The organism is Devosia sp. Root105, from assembly GCF_001424865.1.
Lineage (GTDB): Bacteria > Pseudomonadota > Alphaproteobacteria > Rhizobiales > Devosiaceae > Devosia_A.
On the sequence record NZ_LMCR01000012.1, the window covers coordinates 631,717 to 647,829 of the forward strand.

Annotated in this window: 13 protein-coding genes; 4 read left to right on the forward strand and 9 right to left on the reverse strand. The window is 64.0% G+C overall.

Going from position 1 to position 16,113, the window contains the following annotated elements:
• Nucleotides 1-48: 48 nt before the first annotated feature.
• The 7 genes from ASC68_RS11745 to ASC68_RS11775 all read right to left on the reverse strand — a co-directional run bounded on the left by ASC68_RS11745 (nucleotide 49) and on the right by ASC68_RS11775 (nucleotide 9,200).
• Nucleotides 49-480 carry a CBS domain-containing protein gene (locus ASC68_RS11745; protein WP_055879036.1) on the reverse strand — a complete coding sequence of 144 codons (432 nt, stop codon included), beginning with the start codon at nucleotides 478-480 and terminating at the stop codon, nucleotides 49-51.
• Nucleotides 481-678: 198 nt separating this feature from the next.
• A complete protein-coding gene (locus ASC68_RS11750; RefSeq protein ID WP_055879037.1) occupies nucleotides 679-1,542 on the reverse strand; it encodes an aminoglycoside phosphotransferase family protein in 864 nt (287 codons plus the stop codon).
• 181 nt (nucleotides 1,543-1,723) lie between these two features.
• Nucleotides 1,724-3,094 (reverse strand): alpha-glucosidase/alpha-galactosidase, encoded by a 1,371-nt coding sequence (locus tag ASC68_RS11755; protein WP_156384582.1) that lies wholly within the window; start codon nucleotides 3,092-3,094, stop codon nucleotides 1,724-1,726.
• A 27-nt stretch (nucleotides 3,095-3,121) separates the two neighbouring features.
• A complete protein-coding gene (locus ASC68_RS11760) occupies nucleotides 3,122-4,792 on the reverse strand; it encodes an ABC transporter ATP-binding protein (RefSeq protein WP_082528093.1) in 1,671 nt (556 codons plus the stop codon).
• 9 nt (nucleotides 4,793-4,801) lie between these two features.
• The gene (locus ASC68_RS11765) at nucleotides 4,802-6,025 is read right to left on the reverse strand and encodes an ABC transporter permease (protein WP_082528094.1); all 1,224 of its coding nucleotides are present in this window, start codon (nucleotides 6,023-6,025) and stop codon (nucleotides 4,802-4,804) included.
• The gene (locus tag ASC68_RS11770) at nucleotides 6,022-7,035 is read right to left on the reverse strand and encodes an ABC transporter permease (protein WP_055879882.1); all 1,014 of its coding nucleotides are present in this window, start codon (nucleotides 7,033-7,035) and stop codon (nucleotides 6,022-6,024) included. Before ASC68_RS11770 ends, ASC68_RS11765 begins: the two co-directional genes overlap by 4 nt.
• A gap of 77 nt (nucleotides 7,036-7,112) precedes the next feature.
• Entirely contained in the window at nucleotides 7,113-9,200 is a 2,088-nt protein-coding gene (locus ASC68_RS11775; RefSeq protein ID WP_055879042.1) for an ABC transporter substrate-binding protein, read from the reverse strand.
• A gap of 161 nt (nucleotides 9,201-9,361) precedes the next feature.
• On the opposite strand from ASC68_RS11775, the gene ASC68_RS11780 reads away from it, so the two are divergent.
• From ASC68_RS11780 to ASC68_RS11790, 3 genes are all read left to right on the forward strand, one after another.
• Nucleotides 9,362-10,288: a helix-turn-helix domain-containing protein gene (locus tag ASC68_RS11780; protein ID WP_055879045.1), complete on the forward strand. Its 927-nt coding sequence runs from the start codon at nucleotides 9,362-9,364 to the stop codon at nucleotides 10,286-10,288.
• Nucleotides 10,289-10,476: 188 nt separating this feature from the next.
• A complete protein-coding gene (locus ASC68_RS11785; RefSeq protein ID WP_055879047.1) occupies nucleotides 10,477-11,049 on the forward strand; it encodes a LysE family transporter in 573 nt (190 codons plus the stop codon).
• A gap of 4 nt (nucleotides 11,050-11,053) precedes the next feature.
• The gene (locus ASC68_RS11790) at nucleotides 11,054-11,317 is read left to right on the forward strand and encodes an antitoxin MazE-like protein (protein ID WP_156387316.1); all 264 of its coding nucleotides are present in this window, start codon (nucleotides 11,054-11,056) and stop codon (nucleotides 11,315-11,317) included.
• Here the strand turns inward: ASC68_RS11790 and ASC68_RS11795 are convergent.
• Together ASC68_RS11795 and ASC68_RS11800 are read right to left on the reverse strand one after the other, a co-directional pair.
• On the reverse strand, nucleotides 11,312-13,168 hold the full coding sequence (locus tag ASC68_RS11795; RefSeq protein WP_055879051.1) for a DUF5054 domain-containing protein: 1,857 nt from the start codon (nucleotides 13,166-13,168) through the stop codon (nucleotides 11,312-11,314). The genes ASC68_RS11790 and ASC68_RS11795 overlap by 6 nt on opposite strands.
• Nucleotides 13,169-13,321: 153 nt before the next feature.
• Nucleotides 13,322-14,359, reverse strand: a complete 1,038-nt coding sequence (locus ASC68_RS11800; protein ID WP_244488441.1) for a substrate-binding domain-containing protein — start codon at nucleotides 14,357-14,359, stop codon at nucleotides 13,322-13,324.
• Between the two features lie 317 nt (nucleotides 14,360-14,676).
• Between ASC68_RS11800 and ASC68_RS11805 the strand changes: the two genes are divergently transcribed.
• A complete protein-coding gene (locus ASC68_RS11805) occupies nucleotides 14,677-16,038 on the forward strand; it encodes an extracellular solute-binding protein (RefSeq protein WP_055879054.1) in 1,362 nt (453 codons plus the stop codon).
• Nucleotides 16,039-16,113 lie beyond the last annotated feature (75 nt).

Sequence of the window (16,113 nt, forward strand, 5' to 3'; positions counted from 1 at the left end):
TCCCCCCTTGTGGGGGAGGCCGGGAGGGGGCCGTCTGCTTCAGTCACCCTAGTGCTGGCTGTGCATCCCGCCGGGTTCGGAGATTTCGTGCAAGGCGTGGGCGCTGGCGCGACCGCTGTCGGCGAGAGCGACATCGCCCAGCGAGATCATGCCGATCAGGCGCTTTTCGCGGCTGAGGACCGGCAGGCGGCGAATCTTGAACTCGGCCATATGGTCGGAGACGTCGGAGAGTTCCTCATCCTCGTAGCACCAGCGTGGGCTGGAGCTCATTACCTGGCGGACGCGGGTTTCGGGACCCATCCCCTCCGCCACGGCGCGGATGCAGATGTCGCGGTCGGTGATCATGCCGACAAGGCGATCGTTCTCGCCGACCGGCATCGAACCGGCGTCGATCTCGCGCATGGTACGCGCAACGGAGCGGATGGTGTCATCGGGCGAGCAAAGCTCGACGTCGGTGCTCATGCATTCGCTGACTTTCATGGCCGTTCTCCCTGGTGTTGGAGCGCTTTCAGGAAAAGTTGCAGACTTTTCCGGTTCGAAAGCGCGACTAATCAAAGGACTCCGAGCAATCACCGAAGCGGTGATTGCTCCAGGGGGCGGCAAGGATCGCCGCCCCTGAAGGAGGAGAATGCAGCAGGCAACAGAGAGTTCAGCGCCAGGCGTGAAACAGATTTCTCGTCAGGCGGTGTCGTAAGCGGTGAGCAGCAGCGGCAGGATACTGATCTGCTGGGTCACCGGGTTACCGTCCTCGATGTCCCAGGCAGCACTGAGCGCGGCGTGGACCGAGGCCCAGGCGAGCAGGTGGCGTCGCGCGATGCCGGTGCGGGCAGCGATAGCGTGGGAGTGGCGGGCGACGCGCGGGGCGCTGATGACGAAATCGTCGCCCTCCTCGGGGTTGAGGAAGCTGTTGGCGTAGTCATAGGCGGGATCGCCGACGAGGCCCTTGGGATCGATGGCGACCCAGCCACGGGCGCCGGAGACGATGTTGTCGTGGTGGATGTCACCGTGCAGCGGGATGGCGTCCATCGGCCTGTCGAACAGGTTGTAGGCGATGCCAGTGGCGCGGCCGACGAGGTCGCGGGCCTGGCGCGGCCAGGCGCCGGCGCCGACCCGAAACAGCGCTTCGAAGCGCTGGCGCAGCGGGGTGAGGTCGGCTGGTGGGGCCGCATCGCGCCGGGCGTGGAGCTTTTCGACGGTGTCGCAAAGGATCTCGGTGGCTTCGGCGTCACGACCAGCTCGAGCCACGTCGCCCAATGTTTCGCCGTCGGCCAGCTCCATCAGCACGGCGTCGCGGGCGAGGCCGTAGATGGCGGCGGCGCCGTTGCCGGCGTACCAGACCAGGAGGCTGCCGCCGTTGCGCTCGTCCTCGCCGCTGCCGGGCTTCAGCAGCTTCAGCACGGCGGGCGGCTGGCCGGTGCGCTCGACGCGATAGACCAGGCTGGTCGCTGTCTCGGCGATCAGGGTCGGACGGGTCAGCGACCAGCGCGCCAGCGCGCGGCTGAGCATGGTGGCGTCAGGAGTGGGATTGAGCAGGGTGGCCATGCCCTCCCATTAGCCGAGAGGGGTAAAGAAGAAACCCCGCGGGATGCCGCGGGGCCAGGTCAGGGAGGAGAGGTTGTTCGTGGGACGGACCGTGGGATTGGCCGCCCCCTCCACCAGCTTCGCTGGTCCCCCTCCCCCGCCACGCGGGGGAGGATCATGGAGGGGACGGTGCGCTTGCCCCTTACGCGACGCGCTGCTTCTTGGCGGGACGGGCCCAGGCCGGGATCCAGTCGCCGTGGGCGGCGAGGAGGTCGTCGGTGAGGTTCCAGATCTGCTCGAGGTCGAGCTCGGCGGCAGTGTGCGGATCCATCATCGCAGCGTGGTAGATGTGCTCCTTGTTCTCGGTCATCAGCGCCGCGACGGTGAGCTCCTGCACGTTGATATTGGTGCGGATGAGCGCCGTCAGCTGCGGCGGCAGGTCGCCGATATAGGTCGGCTGGATGCCTGAGGCATCGACAAGGCAGGGCACTTCGACGGCGGCGTTGTGCGGCAGGTTGGTGATGACGCCGTTGTTGCGCACGTTGCCGTAGATGACGCCCGGCTCACCGGTCCAGACCGAGTTGACGATCTCGGAGGCGTATTCCTTGGATTGCTTGACCTCGATGGTGTTGGCCTTGCGGTACTCGTCGGAAGTGGTCTTCCATTTGGCGATCTGCTCGACACAGCGCTTGGGGTACTCGTCGAGCGGGATGCCGAACTTCTCGATGATGTCCTCGCGACCTTCCTTGATGAAGTACGGAGTGTACTCGGCGAAGTGCTCGGAGCTCTCGGTGACGAAGTAGCCGAGGCGAGTCAGCATCTCGTAGCGCACCTTGTTGGGGCAGCGCGGGTTCCAGGTCGGCTTGGGCGCCCTGCCCTCGCGGTAGGCGCGAACCAGGTCCGGGTAGAGATCGCGGTAGGAGCCGTCGGGCTGGCGATGCTCGAACTTCAGATAGAACGCCATGTGATTGATGCCGGCCGAGCGGTAGCGGATCTCGGAATACGGGATCTCGAGATCGTGGGCCAATTCCATGGCGGTGCCCTGCACCGAGTGGCAGAGGCCGACCTGCTTGATGGTCGGGTACTTCTCGGCGATGGCCCAGGTGTTGATGGCCATCGGGTTGACATATTGCAGCATCACCGCTTCGGGGGCGACTTCCAGCATGTCCTCGCAGATCGACCACAAATGCGGCACGGTGCGCAGGCCGCGCATGATGCCGCCGACGCCCAGGGTGTCGGCGATGGTCTGACGCAGGTTGTACTTCTTGGGCACCTCGAAATCGACGACGGTCGAGGGCTCGTAGCCACCGATCTGGAAGCAGACAACGACGAAGTTGGTGCCATCAAGCGCTTCACGCTGGTTCGAGAAGGTCTTCACCGTGGCGGGAACGCCCAGGGTGTTCACCAGCTTGCCGGCGATGATGGCGCTTTCTTCGAGGCGCTGCGGGTTGATGTCCATCAGGCGGATCTCGGCGCCGGTCAGCGCCTCGCGCTGCAGGATGTCGCCGACAATGTTCTTCATGAACACGGACGAGCCGGCACCGATGAAGGTGATCTTGGGGTTAGCCATCAAAATGTCTCCGCTAGTATGGCTGGGCCTTTAGGCCGCGATTTCGAAGGCGGCTCGGACGAGCCGCGATGTGTATTCGGTCTTGGGGTTCTCGAGAACCTCGCTGACCGGCCCCTGTTCGACGATCTTGCCGTATTGCATGACCATCACCCGGTGGCACAGGGCTTTGACGACCTTGAGGTCGTGCGAAATGAACAGATAGCTCAGGCCCTTCTCCGCCTGGAGCTTGCGCAGCAGCTCGATGATCTGGGCCTGCACCGAGAGGTCGAGCGCCGAGGTCGGTTCGTCCAGCAGGATGAACTCAGGCTCGAGTGCGATGGCGCGCGCGATGGCGAGGCGCTGACGCTGGCCGCCCGAGAACTCGTGCGGGAAGCGGTTGAGGATAGTGTCGGGCAGCCCGGCATCGCGCAGCGCCTGGCGGACCCGGTCACCGCGCTCGCGGGAGTTGCCGCCGAGACCGTTGACGATCAGGCCTTCCTCGATGATCTGGCGCACGCTCATGCGCGGGTTCAGCGAGGCGAACGGATCCTGGAAAACGATCTGCATGCGGCTGCGCAACGGCCGCATCGCTTTTCGGTCCTTGGTGTCGATGCGTTCGCCATCGAACAGGATCTCGCCTCCCTGGTTGCCGATCAGGCGGATCAGCGCCTGGCCAAAAGTGGTCTTGCCCGAGCCGGACTCGCCGACGAGGCCGAGGGTCTCGTGCTTCTTCAGGTTCAGCGACAGTTTGTCGACGGCAACCAGCTCGAAGAAATCCGGGCTGAAGAAGCCGCCGCGTTTCAGCGTGAAGGCCACCTTCACGTCCTTGCCCTCCAGCACCGTCGGCGAGTTGGCCTCGATCGGCTTGGCCGAGCCCTTGGGTTCGGAGGCGAGCAGATGCCGGGTGTAGCTGTGGCGCGGATTGGCGAACAGCGCCTCGGTGGTGTTGTGCTCCTGAACCTTGCCGTTCTGCATGACATAGACGTAGTCGGAGAACCGTTTGACGATGGTCAGATCGTGGGTGATGAGGATCACCGCCATGCCGTATTTCGACTTCAGATCCTTGATGAGGTTGAGGATCTGGGCCTGCACGGTGACGTCGAGCGCGGTGGTCGGCTCGTCGGCGATCAGCACGTCGGGGCGGTTGGCGAGCGCCATGGCGATCATGACGCGCTGGCGCTGGCCGCCCGACATCTGGTGCGGATATTGGCGGAGCCGTGCTTCCGGCTCGGGGATCTGCACGTCCTCCAGCAGTTGCCGGGCGCGCTTCATCGCTTCGGCGCCCGAGATGCGGTTGTGCAGGTGGAGGATTTCGCAGAGCTGGGCACCGACGGTGTAGATCGGGTTCAGCGAGCTCATCGGCTCCTGGAAGATCATCGACATGTCGTTGCCGCGGAGCTTGCGCATCCCGGCATCGGGGAGCTTCAGGATGTCCTTGCCGCCGAGCGTAATGCGGGACTTGCCGCTGATCGTCGCGCGCCTGGTGAGGAGGCGCATCACTGTGCGGGCGGTGACAGACTTGCCGGAGCCGCTCTCCCCCACCAGCGCGATAGTCTCGCCCTTGTGGAGCTGGAACGAGACATCGCGCACGGCATTGACGATACCGCCTTCGACCTTGAAATCGACCGCAATGTTGCGGGCGTCGAGGATCAGTTCGCGACCGTGACTGCCCAGGTCGTAGCGCTCGGGCGGAGAGAGATCATTGGTGTCGATGGTGCTCATCTCTTCACCTCAGTAGGGGTCGATAGCGTCGCGGAGGCCGTCGCCGAGCGCATTGAATGCGAACACGGTGATCAGCACGAAGACGACGGGCGAGAGGATCCAGGGATAGGAGCCGATCACCGAGAAGGTGCCGGTATCCTGCAGCATCAGGCCCCAGGAGATCAGCGGTGGCTTCACAGCGAAGCCGAGATAGCCGAGGAAGCTCTCGAGCAGCACGACGCTGGGAATGGCGATGGTCACCGCGACGATCAGGTGGCTCGAGACGTTGGGCAGGATGTGACGCAGGATGATGCGCCAATCGGACGAGCCCACCGCGACAGCGGCGCGCACATACTCGATGCGGGCCAACGCCAGGGTTTTGGAGCGCACCTCGCGGGCCAGCTGGGCCCAGCCAAGCACCGCCATGACACCGATGACGAAGGCGATGAACACCGGCGAAGGCGCCGTCACCGGGATCAGCGAGGCGAGCGCCAGGTAGAGCGGCAGTTGCGGGAAGGCAAGCACCAGGTCGACGAAGCGCTGCACCCAGGCATCGAGCCGGCCGCCGATATAGCCCGAGGCGATGCCGACGAGCGTGCCGATGGTGGTGGTGAGCAGCACCACGACGAGCGCAATGGTGAGCGAGATCTGCGAGCCGACAATGCCGCGCGAAAGGATGTCGCGGCCGAACTTGTCGGTGCCGAGGAAGTGGATCGGCCGGCCGTCGACCGAGCCGAAGAAGTGGATATTGGCTGGAATGATACCGAGCAGATTGTAGCGGTGGCCGGGGACAAAGAAGCCGAGCGCGGTGGGATTGGTTTTGTCCGGACCGGTCATCGGCTGGAAGGTGACGGGGTCGAACTCCCCGGTCTCGACGATCGGGTAGACGAATGGAATGAGGCTGAAGCCGCCGTCGGGGGCGCTGAACTCGACGTGGTCGGGCGGCGCGAAGGCGATTTCGGCCCGCTTTGGGTCCATCGGCGCGAAGAAATCGCCAAAGATGGCCATGAGGATCAGCGCGACGGTGAGCACCAGCCCGATCATGCCCATGGTTGAGCGACGGAAGCGCCGCCAGACCAGGGCGGCATAGGTCTCGTTGCCGTGGGCAAAGCGTCCGGCGGGCGTGACAGTTTTTCCGTCGGCCAGTGGGTCGGCGGGCGGCAGCTGGTGCCCGGTCGGGGTGGCGAGTTCGGCAGAGTTGGCGGCGCCAGTTTCAGTGGTCGAGAGGGTCGGCTTGTCAGCGATGGTGCTCATTCGCGGTTCTCCCCACCAAGTCGGACGCGGGGATCGACTGCGGCGAGCAGCAGATCGGCGACGATGTTGCCGATGATCAGCGTGGCGGCGAGGACAAGCACGAAGGTGGCGGTGACGTAGACGTCGCCCACCGCCATGGAGCCGACAATGGCCGGCCCGACAGTCGCGAGGCCAAAGACGATGGCGACCTCGATCTCGCCGGTGAGCATGTAGGGCAACGCCACACCCTGATAGGCGATGAGCGGATGCAGCGCATTGGGCACGGCATGCTTCATAATCACGGCGCCTTCCGACATGCCCTTGGCTCGGGCCGTCTCGACGTATTGGCTATTGAGCACGTCGAGCAGGTTCGCCCGCATGACGCGCATATTGTAGGCGAGGCCGCCGAACGTGGCGATGAAGACGACCGGCCAGACATGCTGCACCAGGTTGAGGAACTTGTCCCAGCTCCAGGGCGCGCCTCCGTATCTCGAGGAGAAGAAGCTCCCGAGCTCCTGTACGTTCAGCTTGAAGGCGAGGATGTAGATGATGATCAGCGCCAGCAGGAACCGTGGCACGGTCATGCCGAGAAATGAGATGACGCCGAAGGTGGTGTCGATCCAGCTGTATTGTCGGGTGGCAGCGATGATGCCCATACCGATGCCGATGACCGACGCAAAGAAGTGACAGGTCAGCGCCAGGAGGACAGTGCGTGGCAGGCGCTCGGCGACGACGTCGCTGACCGGCTTGTTGTAAAACAGCGAGTGACCGAAATCGAAGCGGGTGACGATGCCCACCATCCAGTTAACGTACTGGACCGGCAGCGGCTCGTTGAGGCCGTTCTGTTCACGATAGATATCGGCCTGCTTTTCGGCCTCTTCCATCGTCGCGCCGCCCTGATTGATCAGCATCGAGCGGATGTAGTCGCCGTAGTCGCCCGGAGGGGCCTGGATGATGGCGAAAGTCACGACGCTGAGAACCAGCAGGACCGGCAGGGCGGCCAGGAGTCGCATCACCAGAAAACGTAGCAAGTGCATATCAGTCTCTCCTCCGGTCAGGTGGCAAGGGGGCGAGTATACCCCCTTGCCGCGGGTTCCGTACGGTGCGGTTAGAGTGAAGCCGCGCCGGCAGAACCCGGCTCACCCGGGAGGGTGTTGGGGTGCAGCTCGTAGGCCTGCTGCTTGTCGGTCGGGACGTAGACGCGTTCGCGGATGATGTTGTCCTCGGCCCACTGGAACATGTAGATCGGCGCGCCGGCCGGGATGTTGGCGAAGCGCTTGTTGATGATCAGCGCACCCGGATACTGGGTGAGACCGATGCCGAACAGGTTCTCGGTGTAGAGCTTCTGGTAGGTCTTCATCAGCTCGCTACGCTTGGCGGCATCGTCAGTGGCGATGAACGCGTTGACGCTGTCGACCAGTTCCTGCTCCCACGGCAAGAGATCCAGCGTGCCGTCGGTGCCGGCGCGATGCGATCCGTTGACCTGCGGACCGGTCGGCGCGAGAGCCGAGGTGTTCTGGACCACCGAGATGAGCTCGGAGCCGTTACGAGCAACGCGCCAGTCGAACTTGCCCGACTGGTAGGTCGCATCGTGCTGCGTACCGGTCAGGAAGTTGGCGATGACGCGAATGCCGAGCGGCTCCATCATGGCGATGACGCCTTCGGCAAGGTTCTTGTCGGTCTGGTAGTCGGCGTTGGCGAGCAGCGTGATCTCGACGTCGGCGCCGCCGGCAGTACCGGCAGGGAAGTTCACCACGCCATTGCCGTCGGTATCGACGAGACCGGCCTTGGCCAGCTCTTCCTTGGCGGACTCGAGGGAGAACGGATAGTAGACCGTCGAATCCTTGTCGTAATAGGTCGTGCCGGCATAGAGGCCGCCCGGATAAATGGCCGTGAACGGCCCTTTCACCAGAGCTTCGCCGAGACGCTGACGGTCAATCGCGTAGGTGATCGCCTTGCGGAAATCCTCATTGCGGTTGAGTTCGCGGATTGCCTGTCCACGCGCATCCGGTTCGCCCCAGCCATTGCCGGAGAGGTTCGGGTAGAGCGTGTAGCCGATGGTGCGGGCACCGAAGGCGAGACGGGCGGGGGCGTTGGGATCGGCAGAGCGCTTCAGCGCCTCGACATAGCTTTCGGCCTGTTCGAGGTTGGAGAAGTCGCCGGTGCCGGCCACGGCCTGCACGTCGCGATCCGCCCAGGTCGAGAGGCGGAAATGCACTTCGTTCAGGTAGGGCAGCTGGTTACCCTTGTCGTCGACCTTCCAGTAATAGGGGTTGCGGCGCAGCACGATGATATCGTCCGGACGGTACTCGACCGGCACCCAGGCGCCCATCACCGGGATGTTCATGTAGGTGGGCGGAATTGCGTTCTTGTACTCGTCGTAGGTCGCGCCAGCCTTGTACTTGGGGTGGAGCGGCTTGAAGATATGCGCCGGGCCCGGACAGAAATTGCCGTGCGCCATCTGGTAGAGGTACTGCTTGGGGAACGCTTCCTTGAAGGTCCAGAGCAGGGTGTACTTGTCCAGCGCTTCGAGCGTGGTGCCCTCGCCGAACATCTCGGGCGAGGCGCCGTTGAGCGGCGTCACGTTCGGATCGATGACGTTGTCTTCCCAGTAGAAGATCGCGTCCTCGGTGGTGAATTCCACGCCGTCCGACCACTTGGCGCCCTCGACGAGGTGCATGGTCAGCTTGTGGCCGTCTTCGGACCATTCCCAGCTCTTGGCGAGGTTGGGAAGCGGCGCCAGTTCCTCGGCCTTGACCTCGAACAGCGGCCCGGTACGGGTCAGACATTCCATGGTGGAATTGTCCACACCACCCCAGCCCTGTGACTGGCCGCCCATGTAGTTCCAGCCTTCCGGCCGGCCGCCGATGACGTGACGCATCACGTCGCCGTAGACGCCGATGCCGTCGGGCATGTTCGACGCCTTGAAGATCAACGGTTCCTTGGGCAGGCGCTCGGCGACCGGCGGGAGCTTCCCGGCGTCGACAAAGGCCTTCACGAAATCCGGCTCGTGGTATTCCGGCAGCGTGCCGTACTCATAGATATCCTTGGCACCGACGAAGACAGGCGTTCCCTGTGCATCGAATTTCGGCGGATCAGGTGGGGTCGTCGGCGGAACGATCTGGGCCTGCGCAGCGAAAATCGAAACGCCAAGCAGAAGCCCTGCCCCGCCAAGGGCAAATAGGTGTTTACGCATGTTTCCTCCCTAGGCTCGAGACCGGCACAACACGCACCCGGCAGCAGGCCTCCAACCCGCCACCACTTGTCCCAGCCTCAAAAGGGTAGACCTTGCGCCAACGCGAACAATCCGATTATCTGAATGAGTATTTCCGGTTTTTACAGATTGCTACAGGACCGATGAACGAGCAGCCGCAGCACTTCCTGCCGGGCAAGCCGCGAGAGAAAGCCACCGCCCCGGTGCCGCGTCCGGACCGGCGGTTTTACGCCCAGACGCAGGCGTTTGGACGCTTCGGCATCCGCTGGTTCGATCCGCAGATCATGCCGGAAGAGCACTTCCACGGTCATATCGAGCTGAACTGGCTGACCACCGGCAGCATGGACTACGTCATCGACGGACGGCCGCTGCGCATTCCATCGGGCCGCCTGGTGCTGTTCTGGGCGGGTATCCCGCACCAGACCACGGCGATCGACTATGGGGTGAACCACGACAGCCGGCAGTGCAATGTCTACCTGCCGCTCGACAGCTTTCTGCACATGCCGAACCTGGGGCAGCTCACCGAGACGATGATGGGCGGCGGAGTGGTGATGCTGCCGCCCGAGACGATCGGCGCCGATACGCTGACGCGCTGGTACCAGGATTACCGCTCGGGCGATGCGGAGCGGACAGACATCCTCAAGGAAGAAATCGCGCTGATGCTGCGACGGGCGGCGGTGACCGGCTGGGATGTCCTGATGGAGCCGTGGATCGAGAGCGTCGGTTCGACGATGCGGGCGGCCTCGCCGTTGCGCTACGTGGTGGCGATGATCCGCCACATCCTCGAGAACCTTTCGGAGCCGCTCAGGGCCGAAGATGTGGCCAAGGTGGTCGGACTGCATCCCAACTATGCGCTCAACCTGTTCACCGAGGTGATGCGGGTGCCGATGCACAAGTTCGTGGTGCGGATGCGGCTGATCCGGGCACGTTCGCTGCTGTTCGAGGGGAGCCTGTCGATCGAGAACGTAGCGTTCGAGAGCGGCTTTTCGGCGCTGAGCCAGTTCTACGTGCAGTTCCGCAACGCCTACGGGCTGACGCCGCGGCAGATGCGGGCGCACTACCTCAGGTGAGACTGGCTACAGTCAGATGAGCCGGTGGCTGTGGCCCCCCACCCCTGTCCCCTCCCCGCAAGGGGGAGGGAGACCCTCACACTAACATCTCTGCTCCATCGTCTCCCGGTCAGCCCGCACCCGGGTCTTGTGTTCGCCTCCGGTCCCGCGCTTCACTCGCGCGTAACGCGTATGAGACCCCAGTTCCGATGACCGACCCGATCCTGTTCATTCTTGCAGTGCTGACGCTGCTTGGCACGCCCGGGCCGACCAATACGCTCTTGGCGACATCCGGAGCCACAATGGGGGTGCAGCGGTCGGTGCGGCTGCTGGCGGGAGAACTCGCCGGTTACCTGATCGCCGTCGGCACGATCCGCATCGTCCTGGGGCCGGTGATTCATAGCTACCCGCTGGTGGGGATCGCGCTCAAGGCGGCGGTGGTCGCCTACCTGATCTGGACCGCCATCAAGCTCTGGCGCCACAATGCGAGCTTGACCCATAGCCAAACGACGATCGGCATGCAGAGCGTATTCGTCACCACCCTGCTCAACCCCAAAGCGCTGATCTTCTCGCTCAGCATCATCCCGACAAACCATCCGCAGTTGGTCTGGTACGTGCTCAGCTTCGCCCTGATGGTGCCGCTGGTGGGGTTTGCGTGGATCCTCGTGGGTCGGGCGATCGGGGCGGCAGCAGGCGACCGGCACACCGGCGTGGTGCGCAAGGTCGCCTCGGTGGCGCTGGTCGGCTTTGCCGGCGTGATCGCAGCCTCGGTGCTAGGATAGTCCCGTGCTAAAGAAGCGACAGCGCGAGAGCATTCCAATGGTGACGGTCGTGATCAACGGCCGTCCAATGCTGGTCCCCGATACCACGTCCGAGGCCTTTCGCCGTCAAGCCCGCGAGGACTCACTGACCATCGCAAACAGCCCTTCAGAGGCGGAGGATCAAGCCTTCATCGATTCCATGCAGGAATGGGGCAATCCGGAGAGCGATGATTGGTGGGACGATAATCTCACTGTTCCGGACGAGCCGACGAACAAGACCGGTTCATAGCTCCAGCACGAACCGCGCCTCAAACCGCTCGGCGCCCCACCACATGGGGAAGTTGGTGCCCCATTTGTTGTTGTGGAGATTGAAGCGCAGGCCGGAGGAGAAATCCGGCGGGCTGGGGTTGAACGGCATGAACTTCGTCGCGGTCGGCGCGACCAGCGGCGTGTCGAGCGGTCGGAGTTCGACACCGGCAGTGCGCACGGCGGCGACGGCCTGGAGCTGACCACCGCCCTTGTGCGCAATGCGGTTCGCGGGCAGCCACTGCCCCATTTTCAGGAACTGCCAGTCATGCGTGCCTGCCGGCGTGAAGGTGACAAAGCTCGCCTCGGGCATGCGGTTTGCCGGCTTGTCGAGCAGCTCGACGGTGATTTCGAGGTGGTGGCTGTCGAGCGCGCGGAAACGGTAGGCGACACGTGCGGGAGCGCCGAGAGTGGCGTGCGCAGCAGCGTCGAGGGTCGCGGCGCCGTCCACCAGTTTCGGGGTGAAGCTCAGGGAGCGCGCCGAGGCGGCCTGATCGAGGCCGGGCTTGATGTGGTCGAGGATGGCCCACTGAGCCCGGTGCGTCAGGTAGGTGTCCATGTGGGCGGCGACGTCGGAGGCGTCGTAGCTCTCGTAGCGATAGCCGAGGAGGCAGCCCCCCTCGCCGCGCAGCTCGACGCCGGCGGGGGAGCGAATGACGATCACGTCACCGGTGTTGGGATCGGTTTCGACGAACCAGCCGGTGCCCTCGATCGCTGGATCCTCGGCGGCTTCGGCCAGCGCACGATCGGCAGGCTCAAGCTCGGCGACAGCAGCGTCGAGATAGGCGCGCTGCTCGGCCCAGGAGGCCTCGGAATACTGGAAGCGGTAGTCGGCGACGCGAGCGGTTTCGAAGGCCGGGCGGTCCCAGGCCTGGTCGTCGCGCAGGTATGACTTGATGTCGACGCCCCAGGTGTGCTCGGCGACCATGGTGAGGCCGCGACCGAAAGCCCGACGGCTGGGAGTGAGCGCTTCGTCGGCAAAGCCATCATAAAGGCGCTGCAGGTGCAGGAAGCGCTTGATCTTGTCCGGATCGGTGCCGGCGCCGTGGATCCAGTTGTCGCCGAGCTCGAGGTCGACAACCGGGAACTGCTCGCGGCGGGCCCAGAGAATTTCGCCATAGGCATCGAGGGTCGAGGCGACGATCTCAGTCCCCGGGTTATGGCCCTGCAGCTCGCGCCAGGCGTCGACGGTCTGCGGGACGCTTTGCGGGCCCATATTGTCGTTGGTGTGGGCGAAGCCGAGGCCCTCGTCAAAGCCCTCGGGGAACGAGGTTTCGCCGTAGGATTTTTGATACAGCACGACGATCTCGGCGCCATCCGGGGCGCGCCAGCGGAAGACGTCGGGGACATCGGGCGGCGGCGAGGCGGAGTTGACGCCAAGGTGCAGGAACTTGACTCCGGCCTCGGCGAGCAGCGGCACGATGCCGATGGTGTGACCCGGGACGTCGGTCATCTTGCTGGCAATCGTCTGTTTGCCGAAACGCTTGTCGAGTTCCTGGCTGTAGCTCAAGCCGGCGCGGAACACGGACGGCGACATCAGTTCGGAATGGGTGGTGAAGGGCAGCGCATGCCAACGGATCAGGCCGCGATCGATGGCGCGCTCGAGCCGCTGCACCCGCTCCGGGCTTTGCGAGTTCAGGTGATCCCAGATCAGCCAGGCCCCGGTGGTCCAGATGAACTTGGGATGCTCAGAGTCCTCGGCGAAGAAGTGCTCGCCGGTATCGATCGCCTGCGGGATGAAGCGCTCGTGGTACTGGGCGCGCACCTTCGTTGCGTGGTCGGTGAAGCCGATATCGAGGTGGGTCTTGAAGACCAGATGGATCTTTTTGGTCACTGGGGATCTCGTGCGTCGATATTCAGGTGATGCCGGCCTGCAAATGGCGGCCTTCTGCGCTTCCGGTACTCACGTACCCAAACGTACGCTCCGTTCCGGTTCTCGAAGTCCACCATTTTCGACTCGGCCTGACCTGAATCTCGACACACGAGGTCAGCCCACGGTGCCGCGAACGACCAGGCGGGTCGACACGGTTTCGGTGAGCGAGGGTGAGGTGGGGTTCTTGAGGCGGCGGAGGATCAGGCGCAGCAGCGCCTGGGTGCGCTCGGCGAGGTCGAGCTTCACCGTGGTGAGGTTGTAGCTCTTCCAGTGCGACTGGTGGATGTCGTCAAAGCCAACGACCTTGACGTCCTGCGGCACGCGCAGGCCGAGTTCGGTGCGCAGCGCATCGATAGCGCCGAACGCGCCGACGTCGTTGGCGGCGAAGATCGCGTCGACCGGCTCGCCTAGGCGAAACTGGTTCACTGTCTCGCGATAGGCGGTGTCGTACATGTAGTCGCCCTGAATGCGGATCGGTGGCGGCAGGCCGCGCTCGGCGATCACCTTGCGCACCATACGCTCACGTGACTGGGTGGCGAGCGAGTTGGACTTGCCGGCGAGGAAGGCGAAGCGGCGGGCGCCATAGCCCTGCATCAGCGCCACGGCCTGCTCGATGCCCTCGCGCTGCAGCACGTCGAGCCGATCGAACAGTGGCGCAGCTTCCTCCTCCGCCGCTTCCTCGTCCGGGTAGCCAATATAGATCGGCACAGCGCGATCGAGCACCCGGGCAAGCGTGGTGGGGCGGACGTTCTCGGCATAGGCGATCACCGAATCCGGGTTGAAGCCCTTCATGTAGGTGAGGAGCGTCTCGTCGAGCGAGAGATCATCGCGGGTGCGGAACAATAATGTCGCGAAGCCCTCGGCCTGCAGCGCCGTGGTCATGGCGTCGAGCTCCTGGCTCTCCCAGGGGCCGGAGATATCGGGCACGATGATGCCGACGAGATGCGAGCGGCCGGTGACCATCGAGCGGGCGGCCATATCCGGAGTGTAGTTCAGCTCCTGCGCCACCTTCAAAATCAGGTCGCGCTTTTCCGGCTTGATCGAAGCATGCGGGTTGAAGGCACGGCTGACGGCGACGCGCGAAACGTTGGCGGTGCGCGCCACCATGTCGGCGGTCGCGCGGCTGCGGTTGCGGGTGACCGGATCGCTCAAAAGGTCTGCCTTACTGCCCTAAAGTGAAATCGTGTGCAAAACTGTTCTGCCGGTTCATTTCAAGCGCTGTCAAGCCGATCCGGCAACGAAACAACCTAACTCACTGATGTTACGGAACAATGACCGACGTCCGACGGAATAGAACAAACATTCTATTGCGACGTCATCACGCTGTCATTCGCAACAGGCATTCTACGGCTTGACGATGAATGAAAGCGTGTTCATTCTGAGATCGTGAGCTGCGGCGGGGAGGATTGACCGTCGCTATCGCCAATTCGGCGCCCGCAATGCGGCGCCACCAAGGGAGGAATTTCGCGATGAGCAATCGCCTGCGCGCCCTGTATCTGGGGCTTGCAACTGCCACTACGATGATCACGCCCGCCTTCGCGGTCGACCTGACGGTGATCTGCCGCTGCGTCGTCGGCGGGGTGAACAGCGAGACCGCCACCTGGATCAAGGACAGCGTGATCCCCGGCTTTACCGCGAAGATGAAGGCCGAGGGCAAGGACGTCACCGTGTCGCTGAACGAGTTCGGCGGCAAGGACGAGCAGATGACCCAGCAGCTGGCGCTCGATTTCTCGACCGGCGCCGGTGCCGACGTCGCAGCGTTCGACGGCTTCCTGATCCCCTCGTTCGTCGAAGGCGGGCTGCTGAAGCCGCTCGATGAAGTGGCTGGCGCCGACGTCAACAGCTGGGAAGGCTGGAGCCACATTTCGGAAGGCGCCAAGTCGCTGATGAGCTATGGCGGCAAGGCCTATGGCCTGGCGCTCGGCACCGACGTGCGCGCCATTTTCGTGCGCAAGGAATTGCTGAAGTCGGCCGGGCTCGACCCCGACAGCTTCCAGCCCAAGTCGTGGGCCGAATTGCTCGACGCCGCCCGCGCCATCAAGAAGGCGAACCCCGACTCGTTCCCGCTGCAGCTCAATGCCGGCGTGAACATGGGCGAAGCCACCACCATGCAGGGCTACTACATGGCGATCCTCGGGACGGGCGAAAGCGTCGTCGACGAGAACGGCAAATACATCGTGGCCAGCCAGGGCATCCTCGATACCCTCAACCTCTACAAGACCATCTACGTGGATGAGCAGCTCGGCGACCAGCGGGCGCAGCTGCTCGGCGATGGCCGCAACCGCACCTTCACCAACTTCCGCGACGGCAAGACGGCGCTCCTCGTCGAAGGCGACTGGTTCTTCAACTCGGTGATGGCGCCCGGCGCCGAATTCGGTCTCGAGAACCGCGACGCCGAAGTCACCTGGGCCTCGATGCCGGCGCAGGAGCCGGGCAAGGGCTATCGCGGGCAGGACTACGTGACGGTTTCAGGCGGCACGGGCTTCGTGCTCAACCCCGCCACCAAGAACCCGGCCGAGGCCTGGGCGCTCCTGAGCTACATGAACAGCCAGGAATCGCTCACTGCCTTCCAGGGCTTCCGTGAAGCGCGCCGCATCCGTGACGACGTGGCGACGCCGAACAATGTCTACCTGCAGAAGACGCAGGAGAGCCTGTTGCCGCTGACCACCGCGCGCCCGAACGACCCCAACTACAACAAGGTGTCGGCCGAGATTCAGCGCATGACCGAAAGCGTCGTCTCGGGCGAAGCCAGCCCGGCAGACGCGATGGCCGCCTATAAGGCAGCGGTGATCGCGATCGTCGGCGAAGCCAATACGGTTTCGAAGCTTTAGCTTCGAAGGACGTCCTCCCACGCCCGGCCCTCCCTGAGCCGGGCGCTCCCTGGGAACGCCTCCCCGGCACCCTGT

Excerpts from the sequence above, each read along its gene's own strand:
- ASC68_RS11785 (WP_055879047.1), top strand. The coding sequence starts at position 10,477 with ATGACCGACCCGATCCTGTTCATTCTTGCAGTGCTGACGCTGCTTGGC.
- ASC68_RS11760 (WP_082528093.1), bottom strand. The coding sequence starts at position 4,792 with ATGAGCACCATCGACACCAATGATCTCTCTCCGCCCGAGCGCTACGAC.
- ASC68_RS11765 (WP_082528094.1), bottom strand. The coding sequence starts at position 6,025 with ATGAGCACCATCGCTGACAAGCCGACCCTCTCGACCACTGAAACTGGC.
- ASC68_RS11775 (WP_055879042.1), bottom strand. The coding sequence starts at position 9,200 with ATGCGTAAACACCTATTTGCCCTTGGCGGGGCAGGGCTTCTGCTTGGC.
- ASC68_RS11780 (WP_055879045.1), top strand. The coding sequence starts at position 9,362 with ATGAACGAGCAGCCGCAGCACTTCCTGCCGGGCAAGCCGCGAGAGAAA.
- ASC68_RS11745 (WP_055879036.1), bottom strand. The coding sequence starts at position 480 with ATGAAAGTCAGCGAATGCATGAGCACCGACGTCGAGCTTTGCTCGCCC.
- ASC68_RS11750 (WP_055879037.1), bottom strand. The coding sequence starts at position 1,542 with ATGGCCACCCTGCTCAATCCCACTCCTGACGCCACCATGCTCAGCCGC.
- ASC68_RS11805 (WP_055879054.1), top strand. The coding sequence starts at position 14,677 with ATGAGCAATCGCCTGCGCGCCCTGTATCTGGGGCTTGCAACTGCCACT.